Origin of the sequence: Methanosarcina siciliae T4/M, assembly GCF_000970085.1 — an archaeon.
In the GTDB taxonomy this organism is placed as follows: Archaea; Halobacteriota; Methanosarcinia; order Methanosarcinales; family Methanosarcinaceae; genus Methanosarcina; species Methanosarcina siciliae.
On sequence record NZ_CP009506.1, the window covers coordinates 4,384,840 to 4,400,876 of the forward strand.

General features: G+C 46.0%; 14 protein-coding genes. 2 read left to right on the forward strand and 12 right to left on the reverse strand.

All coding sequences use genetic code 11. From position 1 onward, the window contains the following. Positions 1-383 precede the first annotated feature (383 nt). Positions 384-1,751 carry an MFS transporter gene (locus MSSIT_RS18500; protein ID WP_231590002.1) on the reverse strand — a complete coding sequence of 456 codons (1,368 nt, stop codon included), beginning with the start codon at positions 1,749-1,751 and terminating at the stop codon, positions 384-386. A gap of 129 nt (positions 1,752-1,880) precedes the next feature. Between MSSIT_RS18500 and MSSIT_RS18505 the strand changes: the two genes are divergently transcribed. Further along, the gene (locus MSSIT_RS18505; protein WP_048173939.1) at positions 1,881-2,237 is read left to right on the forward strand and encodes a pentapeptide repeat-containing protein; all 357 of its coding nucleotides are present in this window, start codon (positions 1,881-1,883) and stop codon (positions 2,235-2,237) included. Here the strand turns inward: MSSIT_RS18505 and MSSIT_RS18510 are convergent. Both MSSIT_RS18510 and MSSIT_RS18515 read right to left on the reverse strand, forming a co-directional pair. After that, positions 2,188-3,222, reverse strand: a complete 1,035-nt coding sequence (locus tag MSSIT_RS18510; protein WP_148705978.1) for a uroporphyrinogen decarboxylase family protein — start codon at positions 3,220-3,222, stop codon at positions 2,188-2,190. The two genes, MSSIT_RS18505 and MSSIT_RS18510, sit on opposite strands and share 50 nt — an antisense overlap. A 69-nt stretch (positions 3,223-3,291) precedes the next feature. Beyond that, the gene (locus tag MSSIT_RS18515) at positions 3,292-4,086 is read right to left on the reverse strand and encodes a corrinoid protein (protein WP_052721721.1); all 795 of its coding nucleotides are present in this window, start codon (positions 4,084-4,086) and stop codon (positions 3,292-3,294) included. 938 nt (positions 4,087-5,024) lie between these two features. Here MSSIT_RS18515 and MSSIT_RS18520 point away from each other — a divergent pair. After that, positions 5,025-6,674: a coiled-coil domain-containing protein gene (locus MSSIT_RS18520; protein WP_048173941.1), complete on the forward strand. Its 1,650-nt coding sequence runs from the start codon at positions 5,025-5,027 to the stop codon at positions 6,672-6,674. 27 nt (positions 6,675-6,701) lie between these two features. On the opposite strand, the gene MSSIT_RS18525 is transcribed toward MSSIT_RS18520, so the two are convergent. The 9 genes from MSSIT_RS18525 to MSSIT_RS18570 all read right to left on the reverse strand — a co-directional run bounded on the left by MSSIT_RS18525 (position 6,702) and on the right by MSSIT_RS18570 (position 16,037). Next, a complete protein-coding gene (locus MSSIT_RS18525) occupies positions 6,702-7,166 on the reverse strand; it encodes a DUF1699 family protein (RefSeq protein WP_052721722.1) in 465 nt (154 codons plus the stop codon). Positions 7,167-7,325: 159 nt separating this feature from the next. Then, positions 7,326-9,632 carry a carbamoyltransferase HypF gene (hypF, locus tag MSSIT_RS18530; protein ID WP_048173942.1) on the reverse strand — a complete coding sequence of 769 codons (2,307 nt, stop codon included), beginning with the start codon at positions 9,630-9,632 and terminating at the stop codon, positions 7,326-7,328. A gap of 261 nt (positions 9,633-9,893) precedes the next feature. Continuing rightward, positions 9,894-10,523 (reverse strand): V-type ATP synthase subunit D, encoded by a 630-nt coding sequence (locus MSSIT_RS18540; RefSeq protein ID WP_197080299.1) that lies wholly within the window; start codon positions 10,521-10,523, stop codon positions 9,894-9,896. Positions 10,524-10,528: 5 nt separating this feature from the next. Next, positions 10,529-11,911, reverse strand: a complete 1,383-nt coding sequence (locus MSSIT_RS18545) for an ATP synthase subunit B (protein ID WP_048173945.1) — start codon at positions 11,909-11,911, stop codon at positions 10,529-10,531. 2 nt (positions 11,912-11,913) lie between these two features. Next, positions 11,914-13,653 (reverse strand): ATP synthase subunit A, encoded by a 1,740-nt coding sequence (locus tag MSSIT_RS18550; protein WP_048173946.1) that lies wholly within the window; start codon positions 13,651-13,653, stop codon positions 11,914-11,916. After that, positions 13,644-13,949, reverse strand: a complete 306-nt coding sequence (locus tag MSSIT_RS18555; protein WP_048173947.1) for a V-type ATP synthase subunit F — start codon at positions 13,947-13,949, stop codon at positions 13,644-13,646. The genes MSSIT_RS18550 and MSSIT_RS18555 overlap by 10 nt, the downstream gene beginning before the upstream one ends. Continuing rightward, positions 13,949-15,031 (reverse strand): V-type ATP synthase subunit C, encoded by a 1,083-nt coding sequence (locus MSSIT_RS18560; RefSeq protein WP_048173948.1) that lies wholly within the window; start codon positions 15,029-15,031, stop codon positions 13,949-13,951. Before MSSIT_RS18560 ends, MSSIT_RS18555 begins: the two co-directional genes overlap by 1 nt. Before the next feature lie 6 nt (positions 15,032-15,037). Continuing rightward, positions 15,038-15,589, reverse strand: a complete 552-nt coding sequence (locus MSSIT_RS18565; RefSeq protein WP_048173949.1) for a V-type ATP synthase subunit E — start codon at positions 15,587-15,589, stop codon at positions 15,038-15,040. Positions 15,590-15,788: 199 nt separating this feature from the next. After that, positions 15,789-16,037, reverse strand: a complete 249-nt coding sequence (locus tag MSSIT_RS18570) for an ATP synthase (protein WP_048173950.1) — start codon at positions 16,035-16,037, stop codon at positions 15,789-15,791.

Genomic DNA, 16,037 nt, shown 5'->3' on the forward strand with positions numbered 1-16,037 from the left:
CTAAGGTTTTTCAGATACTCTGGGTTTTTCAGGTACTCTGGAAACTCTTTTTCTGTCTCCAGGACCTCGTGCTCGTTTTTAATCTTGGAGGTTTTACACTTCGTTTTACACTTTGTAAGTCAAATCTCAAACATGGACATATTTTGAATTTCATAATTCGAAGGCTGAAAAGGAAGGTTCGGAGAATAAAGCCATTCCCATTTCCCGGCTTACATACCTGAAAACACGGATAATTATTGTTTTTTAGCCAGCTCTTTCTCCGATACCTGTCTTCTCTCAGTTTCTTCTGTCTTTACTTCTTATTTTTTCCAAATTTTTGCTATATCGTTCCTTATCTTTGCTTCTTTTCTCCCTGATTTTTGCTCCATACCTTCCTTATTTTCTTATCTCTGAGACCCGACAGGCGCATCCCCGGCTTCTGTAACTTTTACGGGGGCAGCAGTGTTTTCTGCGCCTTTTTCTTTTGAGACCAGCAGGCAGAGGAAGGCAAAGACCATGCAGGCAAACATGAGGAGCCAGACGGATTTATACTGGGCTACGGAAGCAACAGCGCCGTCCGAGACTTCCATCATCTTCCCGGTCAGGGTCATGAAGATGGCTCCTCCAAGGAAGGGGAAAATATTGTATGCCCCTGTTGCGGTTCCTACGATCGATGCCGGGAACCATTCTTTTATCTGGGCATAGGATACGATGAAGAAACCTCCGAAGAACCCGAAGAGGAAGTGGATGAGGGTGTATGCGGTGGTACTGGTAATGTTTCCTGCCTGTGACCAGATGACTCCCCAGAGCACTATGTATACTGCAGTGCCTGCAATGAGGACTTTCTTTCTGGACTTGAGCACTTTATCCGAGAGGTAGCCTGCAATCGGACAGCCGAAGATCATACCTATTGCTATGAAGGAGAGGATACCTGCATAGGTCCCTTTATCCCAGCCGAGAACGTCCCTGAAAAAGGGGCCTCCCCATAGGCCCTGATAGACCATGAGGCTTCCGTACATAAAGAAGAACCAGATGGAAAGGGGCCAGAACTTCATGCCGGAGCTGAATGTCTGCCTGAGGGCTTCACCCATCGGAATTTTTTCGACGGCTTTCGGGGGTACGTATCTTTCACCTTTTTCGTAGGCTTCGATTTCAGGAATGGTCGGGCAGTCCATATCTTCGGGTTTATCCTTAACAAGCACAAAGATTGCTACTGCAAGCAGTGCTGAAAATACCCCGAGCATAAGGAAGACTTTCTGCCAGTCTCCAAAGGCCGCTGCCATTATGGCAAGAGGACCTGCCGCACTGAGGGCACCGATGTTCCCTATTGCCAGCAGGACTCCGGACATTGAAGCAAACTCGTTCTTCTTGAACCAGATGGCAAGTACCTTCATTACAGGAATGTAGACCATTGCCACTCCTATCCCTATTAATACCCTTCCGATAAGGACCATAGTGAAGTTGGAGGCAACTCCGGTAAGGACGGCTCCGACTGCGGCAAGCAGGGTAAAGACAGCAGCGGTCTTTTTTACACCCCAGCTGTCACTTAATATCCCGCTTGGAAGTTGCATTGCCGTGTAGGCATAGAAGTATGCGGACCCGAGCAGTCCTATGGAGGCAGCGCCCACTCCAAATGTATTCATGATGTCAGTCGCAACTACTGCTGTAGACACGCGGTGGAAGTACACAAAGAAATATGCAAGGGCAAGGATAACAAAGACAACCCAGCGATATTTCATAACTTTACTTACATTATCCTGATTAATTTCCATAGCTCTCGCTCCCAATGACAATAATTAAGAACACGAATAATACAGGTGTAAAGGGGTACCGGAATCAGGAATCCTTTACAAGATGTGCTGCAATCCGGTCCTTCCGTTTTGATCCCGGGAAGATCTTGAATGAAAGATGCCGATATCCCATTCTTACTGAGGTGGTCTCCTCCCGGAACAGTTTTTTTCTTCAAACAGCAATTCGTATTTTTTGATGCATTTTCCCGAGCAAGGTTTTTTGACCAGGGGTTTTTGATCGAAGCTTATCTGACCGAAGCTTATCTGACCGAAGCTTATCTGACCGAAGCTTATCTGATCGAAGCTTATCTGACCGAAGCTTATCTGACCGAAGCTTATCTGACCGAAGCTTATCTGACCGAAGCTTATCTGACCGAAGCTTATCTGACCGAAGCTTATCTGATCAAATCTTATCTGATCAAAGATTGTCTGCAGACCAGTCAGCTGCAGCTTTTACCCAGGTTTTGAGCTTGTCCGAGCTGCTCAGGGGAGGGGTTCCGCATCCGAGCATGCTGGCTTTTGCTCCGCCGTCAAGCCCTTTTCTTGTTTCTTCGATAATCTGCTCTTCCGTGCCTTCGACCATCAGGAGGGGGGTCACATTCCCGACAATAGGCACGTTTCCGGCGATCTTGGTTGCTTCGTCCATATTCACAGCCTGTTCTACACTGAGGCAGTCCGCGCCTGTGGATGCCATTCCTTCAATGATCGGGACGGTATCTCCGCAGATGTGAAGTTCCCAGGGGCATCCTAGATGGTGCACGAAGTCCCCTATTTCTTTTTCAGCAGGAACAGCTATCTGGTAGTAGAACTCAGGCATTACCAGATTGGGAGATGCGGATGCATCCGAATAGTACAGGATATCAGCCCCGGCTTCGACACAGGCCTTGGCATAGATTTTGTTAATTTCCAGGGCTATCGAAATCCAGTCCTTCATTTTTTGCATTTGCTTTTCCTTCTGGAGGCACTTGATGCTGAGCATGGACAGGTTCTCAGCACCCATGAGATCTCCTGCAAGGGTTATGGGAGCTACGAGAAACGCAGTAACTGCTGCGTCGGGGTATTTTTCCTTTGCGAGTTTTATGGCGTCAAGTGTAGTTTGTACATATTTGTCTTCAAGGAAATTGTCATATTTTACCTCCTCGGGCTTGTTGAAAAAGCTCCTTACCGAAGGCTGAATATCAATTCTTCCCATCTTCACTTCAAGGCCAAGAGCCATGGATTCTATGAACATTCCAAAAGGCATTACAATATTATCAAGCCCGGCGTCGGTATGCATAAGGCTCACAGTATTGACCATCATCTCTGCATTGCTATGGTAATCGGGCCAGGAACTCCCGCTCTTCTCTATATATTCCTTGACCATAGCAGAGCCTGTGATCACCGGGACTCTGTCAACCGGCTTTCTGTTGAGCATTGCAAAGACCCTTTCTTTTGAGGTCATCTCAGATACCATGTTTTTTCCTCCTTTTTTACTCTCTTTATGCTTTTTAGTCAGATCTGTTCGCAAAAGCACCTGTAAAGTTTAACTCCATCTCACGCTTTCGGATGGAAAGTCAAAAACCGCTCCTTTCAGCCAGCTTGCCGCACTGGCTGCATCGTGGGGAGAAACATCTGCCCCTATCTGGGATGCATACTCGGCTGTGATAGGAGCTCCACCAACCATTACCAGTAATTTGTCCCTGATGCCTTCATTTTCAAGCATTTTGACAACCTTCGGCATTTCGGCCATGGTTGTGGTCATAAGGGTGCTCATGGAAACTGCGGTTGCTTTATTCTCTTTTGCAGCTTCGATGAACCTGGGGGCCGGGACATCATTTCCAAGGTCCACACAATTGAAACCATTTGCGCTGAGCAGGGTTTTTACAAGGCTCTTCCCAATATCATGGACATCGCCTTCAACCGTCCCAATGACAACTGTTATAGCTTTTGAAGCGCTGTTTTCATCCTGTTTCATGTAGGGGGCGAGAAGGTCCATTCCGCCGTACATTGCAGCCGAAGCTATCAGGAGCTGGGGAACAAAGGCTTCTCCTTCTTCGTATTTTTTCCCGATAAGGCTCATACCTGCTGCGAGCCCTTCTATAAGGGTTTTGAAGGGGTCCATTCCGATCTGGATTGCCACCTGTGTCCAGCCCTGGGTCATTTCCTCCTCTCCGTCCATTACCAGGAGTGCAAGTTTTTTGAGGGTAATTGCTTCCACATCAGCTCCGGTGGCCAGAAGCTTTTGGGTCAGCTCTTTAATTGCATCCTCATCTTCATCTTCTGCTGCTTCATCCAGTTCTTCGATTATTTCCTGGACTTCTTCCGGTAGATCATCCATTTTGATACCTCTGGTTCGATTTGCTCATAATAATCCACAACTGCTCATCAATACTCCACTTATTGATACACCATATTGCATCTGAAGAGGTACAGGGTAAAGGTCCGGATCTTTTCCTTCTTCTAACAGAAAGCAATTAGATATAGGTTTCAAAAATAGATATACTAACCGTCATCGGAAAAACTCATAACTTTAATGAAAATATGCTCCATATTAAAAATAGCAGCGTATATTAAAAATTATATTCAATTACTATAATAAACAATCTTTTAAAAAACAGAAGGCTCTGAAAAATAAACATGTTAATTCCTGAAACATCTCTTCATAAAACCTTCAGATTTTGATTATTTCGTAGCCCCGTTTATAATATCAACGGCGTTGATTTCCGGCATGGCGTTGATTTTCCTGCCTGAAATTGAATTCCGGATCCGGCTATGAATCTGAATTTCAGGCTTTTTAGGCTTGTATCTCTCAAATGCTTTCCTTTATAGCCACAACATATATATAATTATTCTGTAGATATCTGAAATTCAGTCGCTTCCTGCTGTTTTGTGCCGTTTTCCCTACTCACAAAATTCGGTAATAACTTCTTTTTTGACGGGCAGATATGCAGGTTTGTGCAGGCTTTTAGATTTCTCTTAATTGGAATACCGTTTCTGAAGTTAAGGAATGTATTAACTTCCGTGCGGTGCGAAAAGAGATAACGGATAGGTTTGCTGCTCGATTCCTGAATAAATCCGGCAATTAAGTAGAGTTCCTCAATTCGGGAACCTTTATGTTCCTGAGCTTCCGAGAGTGTAGGTTTTCTCTCAACCCAAAGTTCTTTTACGTTTGCTTTCTGTCCCTATCTGCTCCATAAATTTTTGGGCCATAACATAACTTTTATTAAATGTTATCCTTATTATATTCCAGAAACTAAGACTGTTTGAGGCCCATGCATGGAAGACCCTGTTGTTGCAAGAATAAAAAATCAGTTTGATAAAAAAGGAAATCCAGCAAAGATTCCCCTCATGAGCGGGAAGCAGTTTTTCGAATCCAGGGCAGAAGAAGACGGAATCTACGTTGATAATCTGAAAAATCAGCCCTTCCTCCCCTGGAAAATATTTTCAGAAGCCGTTAATTTTCTGCAGGAAAACGGAGGGAAGGTTAAAAAAGGAAATGCAACAAACTCCAGGCTGGGGGACCCTAACCTTGATCTGAATACCCTGGAAGGTTATATTGCCAGTAAGATCTACGGCTGCAAGCCCGGAGACAGCGTATTTAAGAGGATAACGCCGATAGCATCAATTCTCGCCTGGGCTGAAATTTGTGAAAATACAAGAGGACAGCTTTGCCTGCTCCCGGAACAAAAAGAGCAGGTTTCAGAATCTGAAAAAGCAGTTCCTATTGCTCCAAAAGTGGAAAAAAGAGAAGAAAAAGCCGAAATAGATTCTTTAAATTCCCAGCTTGCAAACAGGGATGCGGAATTAAAAAGCCTGGAAATCAAACTTGCAGAAAGCCTGCAGAAAATAAAAGAGTTTGAGGGCCGGGTTGCAGGCAGTGACAGGGAAATCAGCGGTCTTCGGGAAGAACTTGAAACAAGAGCCGGAAAAATAGTTGCCCTTCAAAAATCTTTCTCAGACTCGGAAGAAAATATTAAAGACCTTGAAGAAAAGCTCGCCGGAAAAGAAGTCAAACTCAATGAGCTTGAAAAGCTAATCTCCGAAAAGGAAGGTAAACTTGGGGAATTTGGGAGGGAGATCGTTGAAAAAAACGAAAAAATAAGAACTCTCGAGGGTCTCCTTATTACAAAAGATGGAGCTGTAAAGGATCTGGAGAACCAGCTTATTCAGAAAAATGAAGCTGTAAAGGATCTGGAAAACCAGCTTGTTCTGAAAGATGAAGCTATAAAAAAGCTCGAAGCCCTGATTACCCAAAATAGCGGCATCATTGAAGAGCTTAAATCCAGCTTGAAAGAGAAAGAAGAAGTTATAAGCGTTTTTGAGGTCGGAGTTCAGGAAAAAGACTCAAAGCTTCAGGTATTTCTCGAAGAACTTGCCGTTAGGGATGAGGAGATCGGAAAACTTAAGACCGAGCTGATTGGATTCGAAAATGAGAGGAATGACCTTGGTAAGGCTCTCAAAGTAAAAATTGAAGAAATAAAGATGCTTAATGAAAAATTCCCGGCAAAAGAAAGAGCTATGAAAAAACTTGAAGAAAGCATCCGGGTAAAGGATCAGGACCTTAAGACCCTTGCCGAAGAGGTTATTGCAAAGAGTGGGAAAGTAAAGGGATTGGAAGAGAAGCTCACTGCAAAAGAGAGAAAGATAAACACAGTAGAGTCCAGGCTTGCCGCAAGTGAAGAAAAAGCCAGAAAGCTTGAAAAACAACTCTCTGGATATAAAGGAGAAGAAAAACTGGTGGAGCAGCTCCGGGAAAAAGATGAACTAATAAAACAGATCAGATGCACACTTGTAAGCAAAGAAGAAGAAGTTTCCCGGCTCAATGAAGAAAATCGGAAGTACAGGAAGCAGCAGAAACTTGAAGCTGAAGGATTAAGACAGATAGAAGAACAGAAATCCTCAAAGAAATGGTGGAAACGCCTGTAATCCCCTGGATTACTTAAACTCATTTGGTTAAAACCGGTTTATATTGTTTATTCCGGGCCTTTCGGGGCATGTGGTAAGAAAAGAACTGTGAAGCAGGTGAAGGACCATATCAGGGCTGATTTTTCTGAGACTTGTTATCTCCTCAATTATTTCTTCTTCGGTTCTGCCCTGAACCTCCAGCTCTTTTATTTTCTCGAGCACATAGGAAGGTATTACAAAATAATTATTCAGGTCATGCCAGTGCCCGCTGACATCACCCTTTACCAGGTGAATTCCTGAAGAGCCTAAAAACATCTTAATAAATTTTGAAAGCCCTTCATAGGATGAGGCCGGAAGCTGAAGTATTTCAATTCCAGGGCAGGTCTTGACCAGACTGAAGAGGTCCCTATCCGAGGGCCTGAAAGCAAGATGTACTGCCTTTTCTTCATGTTCCAGGCTAAGGATTTCATCCCTGCTGGTTACCACTCTAATACGTATACTACCTAACCCCATTTATGCTCCCACTCCTATAGTAAGCATGAATCATTTATTTAATTTTGTATTTCAGTATTTCGGATCAAATTTCAGTATGTCGGATGAGCGAGCAGGAGGCAGAACCAGCAGAAACGGTGACAGTAAATCTTTTATCTGTTGAATTAACGGCTTCCTACATCATAGAGTTCCTTCTGAACCAGTTGCGAGCCCGGCTGCTATAGCCTGCCCGAAGGAAATACAGCCGTCTCCGCACGGGACACGGCGGTGAGTGAGAAATTCAAAGCCTGCTTCCTTTACAGTTCCTGCAATACAGGAGGTTATATGGTCGTTGTAGGCAACCCCCCCACTCAATCCGACCTTCTCAAAACCTTTTTTCGCGGCAAGGGTGATGGTAATTTCCGCTATTCCTTTTGCAAGGTTTTCTTCCACGGCAAACGCAAGATCCTCAGGGGAATATTTTCCGCCGGAATATTCGTAAACTCCCAGCAGGAGTTCAGTAGTATCAAGTACCGGGGTTCCGGCTTTTCCTTCCTTTTTGAAAACCAGAGGAAGGTCAGGCTTTTGAAGGCTTTTCTTTGCTGCAGATTCAAGCTTCATTGCAGGCTCACCTTCATAGGTCCTTACCTGGCAAATTCCCAGAAGGGCTGCCGCCGCATCCAGCACTCTTCCTGCGCTGCTGCTCACGGTAACGTTTATTTTTCGCCGGAGCTGCTGCGCAACTGCAGAAAACTCCTGCCTGCCCCTGGGGAAGTAAAGAGGCAGCTTTTCCAGTTCTGCTTCTCCAAGCTTCCCGGAAAGCATCCCAAGAACCATTCTGCCAGGAATTTTTACTGCAAGGTCTCCTCCAGGCATGGACTGGGGAAGCAGGTGTCCCAGGCGCTTGTATCCGAAATATGAGGTTCCAAGAATTTCTCCTCCCCAGACCGTGCCGTCCTCCCCGTAACCGACCCCGTCAAGGGCAATTCCCAGAACCCTGGAGTCTTCAGGCAGGGAATTGTCCGCCATCAGGGCAAGGATGTGGGCGTAGTGGTGCTGGATCCGAAGGGCTTTTTCTTCGCCCCTGCTTATTGCAAAACGGGTTGTATTAAAAGAAGGGTGCAGGTCGCAGCCCCATTTGAGGGGTTCTATTCCTGTAAGCTGGACCAGATGCTGGAAAACCTCAGCGTGGTACCTGAAGGTTTCAATATGGCTGGTATTTCCGAGATACTGGGAGATGTAAGCCAGGTTTCCTTTCGCCAGGGTTATTGTCGAGTTCATTTCAGCCCCGATCCCTGCCACTGCTTCAACTTCAAAGGGCAGTCCTATGGGTTCAGGCACAAATCCTCGGGAACGCCGGATAAAAGCCTTCTGTCCGTTAACAACCCGGATAACTGTATCATCATTCCTGTTTGCGATAACCCTGTTATGTAACAGGTGAAAGTCCGCAATCCCTTTAAGTTTTTCAAGCGCTTCTTCATTTTCAATAACCATAGGCCTTCCCGGAAGGTTTGCCGAGGTCATAACATATACAGAATCCGGCACAAGATCGAATAGAAGGTTCTGGGTGCCTGTATAGGGAAGCATGACTCCTATATTGTGCAGGTTCGGAGAAACCGATTCTGCCAGTTTGAAGGCCTTTGATTTGGGAAGCACGGTTATGGGGCGGCGGGAAGAGGTGAGGCATCTCCGGTCTCCATCTCTCGGCTCTGCAAAGGACTCTACAACTGCTGTGTTTTTTGCCATGACCGCAAAAGGCTGCTCCGGGCGCCCGAGCCTTCTTCGAAGCTCTTTTACGGGGTCTTCCTTTCGGGCATTACAGGCAATATGAAAACCTCCGAAGCCCTTGATCGAGAGAATCGAACCCTGCTCGAGAAGGTCGGAAGCTTTTACAATTGCTTCATAATTCTTTTCGAAGACTTTTCCCTGAGCATCCGAAAGCCAGATTTCGGGTCCGCATTCCGGGCAGCAAAAAGGCTGGGCATGGTACCTCCGGTTGAAAGGGTTGGTATATTCCACTTCGCAGTCCTCGCAGAGGGGAAAATCTGCCATTGTAGTATTTTCCCGGTCATAGGGGAGGGTGCGGACTGTTGTGTAACGTGGGCCGCAGTTTGTACAGACTGTAAAAGGATAATGATAGTATCTGGAAGAGGAGTCAAAAATTTCCCTCCTGCATTCTTCACAAATAGCCGTGTCTGGAGGAATTATGGAGTTTTCAAATGTCCCCTCTTCACTCTGGATAATAATGAACTCCGGTAAACCGGAAAAAGAGACGATATTTATTTTGATTTTTTTTATTCTCGCAAGCGGAGGTTTCTTTTCAGGCAGGTTGTTAAGGAAACTTTCAAGGTTTGCCCTTTTGCCCTCGATAAGGATCTCTACGTGGTTTCCAAGGTTTTTCACGTAACCTGAAAGCCCGTGGGATTTTGCAAGCCGATAGATGAAAGGGCGAAAGCCGACACCCTGCACCGTGCCTGTCACATGAAGAAGTCTGGCTTCGTTTTGCATAAGGAAATTAGGATTGATATTTGTCGTTAAAATAACTTTCTGGTAACAGGCTTATAAAAAAAGAATTATCCTGAGTTCAGGTAATTGTAAAATTTGGAAAGATCGTTTTTAAGATAATAATGAACCCGATGATCATCATTAAAAGGGAGATCCGCCAAGCTGCCTGCAGCAGGCGGGCCTGGTTTTCGGGTTCACCTAACTTAAGTACTGCTCTTTCAATCAGATTCGATCGATCGTCGCAAGCTGCCATTCAAATCAAGCTTAATCTTTCATTCTTGCCTTGACTCTCTTTAGCCTGAAGGTGTTTTCCCTTTCCATTTCTTCAAGGGCGAAACGGATGAATTTCATGGTTTCATTGAGTTCGGGAATGACCTTGAATTCAAGAGCGTTAACACGCCTTTTGGTCTTCTCGATTTCATCAAGGAGCCTTTTCATTGTTGTTTCCAGCTCCGCGGCAACAATGATCTTTTCTACAAGGTCCTCGTAAGCATCGGCAGTCTCATCAATGTACGAGTTTGTACCGATAATACCGTAACCCCTCTCGTAGAGGGGTTTGCGGACTCCAGTAGAACTGATCTTTGGCACCACTACACCCATGATGTTATGCCCTGAAAGTTGAATTTCAGGGAATTCCTTAGCTGTAAAGGCAGTTGATTTGACCTCAACCATTCCATTCACAGCACAGGCCAGGTTAATTTTTTCCGTACTTTTTGCGAAGGCAGCATCCAGCTCGGTTCTGACGTTCCTTGCTTCGTTAAGGATTTTGAAGAACTCAAGGATCAGACCGTCTCTTTTCATCTTCAGGAGCTTGTGCCCGCTTTCAGACAGCTTGATCTTTTTCTTGAGCTGGATTAACTCTGACCGAGTTGGTTTTACATCCTGCTGAGCCATGGCAATCACTTAGCCTTTCTGTGTGCCGGGTGATATTTTTCGATATATTTGTTGTCAATCCTACCCAACTGGTTCTCAGGAAGGTGAGTAAGGATCTGCCATCCTATCTCCAGGGTATCCGCTATTGTCCTGTTCTCGTTTCTGCCCTGACGGACAAATTTGTCCTCGAAGAGGTCGGCAAACTCAAGGAACTTGGTGTCTCTTTCGGACAGCGCTTCCTTACCGACGATTGCCACGAGACCTCTCAGGTCACGCCCTTCTGCATAACCTGCGTACATCTGGTCAGAAACCGCCTTGTGGTCTTCCCTTGTCTTGCCTGGTCCGATACCGGAGTTCATCAGCCTTGACAGGGATGGCAGCACATTAATTGGCGGGTAAATACCCTTCCTGTGCAGTTCTCTGGCAACCACGATCTGGCCTTCGGTAATATACCCTGAAAGGTCAGGAATCGGGTGGGTTATGTCGTCACCGGGCATTGAGAGGATAGGAATTTGAGTAACGGATCCCTTGGCACCTTTGACAATACCTGCACGCTCGTAGAGAGTTGCAAGGTCAGTGTACATGTAACCGGGGTAACCACGGCGACCAGGAACTTCGTTACGGGCGGCACCCATCTGACGGAGAGCTTCTGCATAGTTTGTAATGTCAGTCAGGATGACGAGAACATGCATTCCGTGCTCGTATGCCAGGTACTCGGCTGCTGTGAGAGCCATACGCGGAGTGACTATACGTTCGACAGCAGGGTCGTCTGCAAGGTTCAGGAACACAACTGCTCTTTCGAGAGCGCCTGTCTTTTCAAAGTCGCTCATGAAATACTGGGCTTCTTCATTGGTGATACCCATTGCTGCGAAAACCACAGCGAAAGCAGATTCGGACCCTGGCACAGAAGCCTGCCTTGCGATCTGCAGGGCAATTTCATTGTGTGGGAGACCTGATGCTGAGAAGATAGGCAGTTTCTGCCCACGAACCAGCGTGTTTGTCCCGTCGATTGTGGAGATGCCTGTCTGGATAAAGTCTTTTGGAGGCAGCCTGGCGTACGGGTTCATTGCGGCCCCGTTGATGTCCAGCAACTGGTCGGGAACAATCCTAGGTCCGCCGTCCCTTGGGTCTCCGGAACCGGATAGAATCCTGCCGAGAAGGTCGATAGATGCGGGAAGCTTCAGGGTTTCCCCTGTGAAAATCACACCGCATTCCTTGTCAAGCCCACCGGTACCTTCGAAAACCTGAACAACCACAATGTCAGCGGAAGAGTCAAGCACCTGACCCCTACGCATTGTCCCATCAGACATTTTAATGTTAACAATTTCATTGTAACCTACAGGCTCTGTTTTCTCGACAAAGATAAGAGGCCCTGCAATCTGAGTGATTGTCTTATACTCTTTTACCATTGTTACCTACCTCCCAGGGCTGCAAACTCCTTGTCCATTTTTCCAAGGACAGTATTCAAAGAACCTTCGAAGTCTTCTTCGAACTTGACTTTTGGAAGATCGTCCTTTGATTCCATCTTGACAATTTCCGATGCCGGTATACCTGATTTCAGGGCGTCCATTGCAGCGTCTCCCCATTTCATGATAGCCTGCATGATCTTGTACTGCTTTGCGAACGGACTGTAGGTGTCTATCGGGTGGAATGCGTTCTGCTGCAAGTAGATTTCCCTTATCATACGGGTAATTTCAAGCAGGAGCTGCTGTTCTTCCGGCAGAGCATCAGAACCGACAAGCTGCACGATTTCCTGCAGTTCGGATTCCGTCTGCAGCATATCCATTGCCTTTTCTCTCATAGCAACATAGTCGGGAGCCACGTTTTCGGTAAACCAGTCATTGAGGTCTTCCTTATACAGGCTGTAGCTGTTCAGCCAGTTGATTGCAGGGAAGTGACGCCTCTGGGATAACTTTGCATCCAGAGCCCAGAACACCTTCACGATACGCAGAGTGTTCTGAGTAACAGGCTCGGAGAAGTCACCACCGGGTGGGGACACTGCACCAATGGCAGTGATTGAGCCTTTCTCACCACAGAGAGTCTCGGCAACACCGGCACGCTCGTAGAATTCTGCCAGCCTTGCAGACAGGTATGCCGGGTAACCTTCTTCACCAGGCATTTCTTCAAGACGGGAGGAGATTTCTCTCATGGCTTCTGCCCACCTTGAGGTGGAATCTGCCATCAGGGATACATCATATCCCATGTCACGGTAGTACTCCGCAAGTGTCATTCCTGTGTACACAGATGCTTCTCTTGCAGCCACAGGCATGTTTGAAGTGTTAGCGACAAGAATGGTACGCTCCATGAGAGGCCTTCCGGTCTGCGGGTCTTCAAGTTCCGGGAACTCCCACAGAACATCTGCCATCTCGTTTCCACGTTCACCACAGCCGATGTAGACCACAATCTCGGTATCACTCCACTTTGAAAGTTGCTGCTGGGTAACGGTTTTGCCAGATCCGAAAGGTCCTGGAATTGCAGCAGTGCCTCCCTTTGCGACAGGGAAAAGTCCGTCCAGGATTCTCTGCCCTGTGACCAGAGGCTTTTCAGGAGTGAGTTTTCTCTTGACTGGCCTTGGTTTTCTGACTGGCCATCTGTGCATCATTTGCAGTTCGGTTCCGTCAGTGAGGGTACAGATAGTATCTAATATTGTAAAGTTACCGCTCTTGATCTCAGCAACCGTACTTGCTGGAGAGTCAGGGGGCACCATGATCTTGTGCTCAATGTTCACGGTTTCCTGAACAACTCCTATTACATCTCCACCCTTTACAGAGTCGCCTTTCTTGACAACTGGCTTGAATTCCCATATTCTTTCGTGGTCAAGCCCGTCTGCAGTGACACCTCTGCCAATGAAACCACCTGTTTTTTCTAGCAGGACATGCAGTGGCCTCTGAACCCCATCATAAATACTGGAGAGAAGACCTGGACCGAGCTCTACGGCCAGAGACATACCTGTAGTCATACAGGGTTCACCTGGTCTGACGCCTCCTGTTTCTTCGTAAACCTGGATGATGGTCTTGTCACCTACTATCTGGATGACTTCACCCATCAGCCCTTCGTTACCGACTTTGCAAAGGTCATACATCTTTGCATCCAAGCCGATAGCGGTGACGACAGGCCCAGCCACACGATAAATTTCACCTTTTACTTCCACAGATCAACACCTACCGCTTGTTTTATTTTATCTCTTAAACTCGTTGAGCCTTCTCCAGATCCTCCGAGGGCTACCACTGTGGGCTGGACAGACTCGTTCAAGTTTTTACTTAATATTTCCGGCAGATTACTAATGTCATCATTATGCATTACAAGAATCCCGATACTTTTGTCTTCAAGCACCGATTTTACCGCGGACTCAGCGGTCGGGGTATCGATTACTTCATAGACTTTTCTAATCCCCGCCAGCCTGAACCCCGTGACAAATTCGCTCTTTCCGATCACTGCCAATTCCATTAGATAACCACCAACTGGTCTTTAATTAGTGTATCATCGAGGCCGGCCTCTTTACCTCTGAAAATAATCCGGAGGTTGTCGACCTCATTATTTTTATGGATAATAAAGTCCATGATAGGTACAATTGAGATCGGAGATACATGCGAATAAGTGGTTGCAGATTCAAGATAGTACCTTATGAGCCTGCTTTCAACGATAGTCAGAGAAGTCGTTTCCGGATCCGCGACAGCTGAAATTGCATCCCAGTAGTCGGTTTTCCGAAGATCCTCGATGAACTGTTCATAAGGAAGAGATGCCAGTTTCTCGGTTTTCAGCTCCAGGCCACCTTCAATCATAAGAGGCATGATTTCATCAGACTTTTCAACTCCTGCTTTTTTCAGCCTGAAGAGGGTACCCAGGTTCTTGACATCGACTTCGAGTTTGACGAACCTAGCAAAGAGCTTACGGTCCTTGGATCTTGGTCTTCCGATTGCGGCAAACAGGCTTGAATAGTACATCTTGTCAAGCTCGTTTTCAATATATGCCAGATTATTTCCGTCAAATTCCTGCAGTAGGGGATAATAATCGGTATCTTTCAGGGCATCAATGATTTCCTGATATGTGGCCTTGGCTGCAAGTTCTGACAGGAAGGTATAGGTAAACTCTCCGGCAGATATCAGAGACTCCAGGATGTCCTCAACGGATGCATTGTAAATTTTACCGCGGAGAAGTGTTTTTACGTTCCAGACATCATACCTCATAAGATATGCAGTGATCAGGTAATTCAATTCTCCTGAGGTGATCCTGAGCAACTTGTCATAGGTGAGCGCAAGATTCCTGTTTAATGCATGTTCGGCCAGATCGCCGCCGCTGTATTTCATTGCCAGTTCATCAATGTCGTTTTTGTACTCAGACTCTTGGATAAAGCGGGTAATTTCATCAATCCCCATATTGAGAAGCCGCGGGTATGTTTCTTTTGGAAGCAGCTTACTCTTCATCGCACGGACACGGGTTACGGCATAAGCATAGTTAGAAGTGCCTTTTTTCTTCTTATCGGATTTTCGTGAGGGTTTTTTCCCCCAGAGTCTCTCCAAAAGCCGCATCGAACATCACCCGTATAATATGTCAGATATCTGTTTCAATGAACGCTCATACACGTTTTTCAGGATTGAATCATATGTGTAATCTAACCTGACTGACCCGTCTTCGTTTTCCAGAACAACGCCGCCGATACAGTCAATATTACCAGCATAAGTTAAAGAAGATAATTTCTTGACAGTCTCTTCTGAAGCCTTAGAAGAATAAATCTTACTACCGCTAGCTTCATATTTGTCAATAATATGCTTCAGTAATTTTTCTTCTTTGGACGCTGGCATTGACTTGATGGACTCAACTGTCTGGCTATAAACCTTATCTAGAAGCTCCTTACGCTTGTTCAGCGTAATTCTTTTTACTTCTAGGTTTGCACTTGATATAACCTGCTGGTGCAGCTTTTGGAGGTCCTCTTCCACCTTGGCAAGGCTGTCCCCGAGCATCTTCTTCTGTACTTCTTTAGCCTCATTTGTGATCTCGGAGGCCTTTGCATCGCCTTCGGCTTTTATACGGGAAACCTCAGCTCTCGCACCCTCTTGGATGTCTTTTATAACGATCTCTAGTCCCATGCTTACACCTCCAAATAAATTTAGAGCAAAAAAGTGCTCTAAAGCTTAGAGCAAAACTCTAAGCTGCTTAGAGTGCAACGATACCTAAGGGGAAACTTAGAGCATATAAACACTCCAACTCCACCTGGTAAGGGAAAAACACACCCGGGGGGCTCGAGTAATGCTCTAAGAAATTTAAGAGCGGGATACGCTCTTAAATTTAAGCAGAATTAATAAGCAATGCAACGACAAGACCGAAGATAACGATGGTTTCAGGAATGACAGTAAGGATAAGACCCTTACCGAATAACCCTTCGTTTTCTGCCATAGCGCCGATTGCTGCGGTACCGATTTCTTTTTCAGCCCATGCAGATGCAAGCCCAGTTACTGTGATTGCGAGTGCTGCACCGAGTGCTTTCATTCCGTCTGCGTCCAGGAAAGGTCCACTAACTATTTCTTCTCCTACCAT

Coding starts and splice junctions, on each gene's coding strand:
- MSSIT_RS18500 (WP_231590002.1), bottom strand. CDS start 1,751: ATGGAAATTAATCAGGATAATGTAAGTAAAGTTATGAAATATCGCTGG.
- MSSIT_RS18505 (WP_048173939.1), top strand. CDS start 1,881: ATGAAAGATGCCGATATCCCATTCTTACTGAGGTGGTCTCCTCCCGGA.
- MSSIT_RS18510 (WP_148705978.1), bottom strand. CDS start 3,222: ATGGTATCTGAGATGACCTCAAAAGAAAGGGTCTTTGCAATGCTCAAC.
- MSSIT_RS18515 (WP_052721721.1), bottom strand. CDS start 4,086: ATGGATGATCTACCGGAAGAAGTCCAGGAAATAATCGAAGAACTGGAT.
- MSSIT_RS18520 (WP_048173941.1), top strand. CDS start 5,025: ATGGAAGACCCTGTTGTTGCAAGAATAAAAAATCAGTTTGATAAAAAA.
- MSSIT_RS18525 (WP_052721722.1), bottom strand. CDS start 7,166: ATGGGGTTAGGTAGTATACGTATTAGAGTGGTAACCAGCAGGGATGAA.
- hypF (WP_048173942.1), bottom strand. CDS start 9,632: ATGCAAAACGAAGCCAGACTTCTTCATGTGACAGGCACGGTGCAGGGT.
- MSSIT_RS18540 (WP_197080299.1), bottom strand. CDS start 10,523: ATGGCTCAGCAGGATGTAAAACCAACTCGGTCAGAGTTAATCCAGCTC.
- MSSIT_RS18545 (WP_048173945.1), bottom strand. CDS start 11,911: ATGGTAAAAGAGTATAAGACAATCACTCAGATTGCAGGGCCTCTTATC.
- MSSIT_RS18555 (WP_048173947.1), bottom strand. CDS start 13,949: ATGGAATTGGCAGTGATCGGAAAGAGCGAATTTGTCACGGGGTTCAGG.
- MSSIT_RS18560 (WP_048173948.1), bottom strand. CDS start 15,031: ATGCGGCTTTTGGAGAGACTCTGGGGGAAAAAACCCTCACGAAAATCC.
- MSSIT_RS18565 (WP_048173949.1), bottom strand. CDS start 15,589: ATGGGACTAGAGATCGTTATAAAAGACATCCAAGAGGGTGCGAGAGCT.
- MSSIT_RS18570 (WP_048173950.1), bottom strand. CDS start 16,037: ATGGTAGGAGAAGAAATAGTTAGTGGACCTTTCCTGGACGCAGACGGA.